Origin of the sequence: Actinomyces oris (genome assembly GCF_001929375.1) — a bacterium.
Taxonomy (GTDB): domain Bacteria; phylum Actinomycetota; class Actinomycetes; order Actinomycetales; family Actinomycetaceae; genus Actinomyces; species Actinomyces oris_B.
Genome location: NZ_MSGO01000090.1, coordinates 439 through 968, shown reverse-complemented (window position 1 = coordinate 968; position 530 = coordinate 439). Strand labels below are relative to the sequence as shown.

Sequence of the window (530 nt, the reverse complement as noted above, 5' to 3'; positions counted from 1 at the left end):
AAATTTTCTCAGGCGCCCCAGGACACTCCTGCTCGACGAAGAACTCCCTTTCCGCGGGCAAGGACTCCGTCTGTTCTTCTCCCATCTCAGCCGGTCACACGAGTTCGTCGAGTCAGTCAGCGCAGTCCTCGAGGATCTCAGCATCGAGGTCCTTATCGCACACCAGGACATTCGCCCCAGTCGCGATTGGCTGGCATTTCTCGCTAACGGTCTCGACCAGTGCGACGGCCTGGTCGCCTTTGTCGAAACGGGATTTCGTGAGAGCGAGTGGTGCGATCAAGAGGTCGGTTGGGCACTCGGCCGACACCGTCCCATCCTGTCATTTCGCGAGCAGACCGTTCCATATGGCCTTGCTGGAAGGGTCCAAGGACTAGCGTTCGAGAATGATGCCCCCTCAACTGTCGCCGAGAAGATCATCTCGTGGGCAGGAACTGAAGAGCTCCTGAGACACAGACTGCTCGAGAGCCTCGTACAGACGCTCGAGAACAGCCCAAACTTCGACACCACACGAGAAGTTGTCAAGATGCTCC

1 protein-coding gene is annotated in these 530 nt (G+C 57.7%); it reads left to right on the top strand.

The genetic code is table 11. The annotated features are described in order from the left end of the window. A partial coding sequence (locus BKH32_RS13380; protein ID WP_143222855.1) for a toll/interleukin-1 receptor domain-containing protein occupies nucleotides 1-530 on the top strand: 530 nt, incomplete at both ends.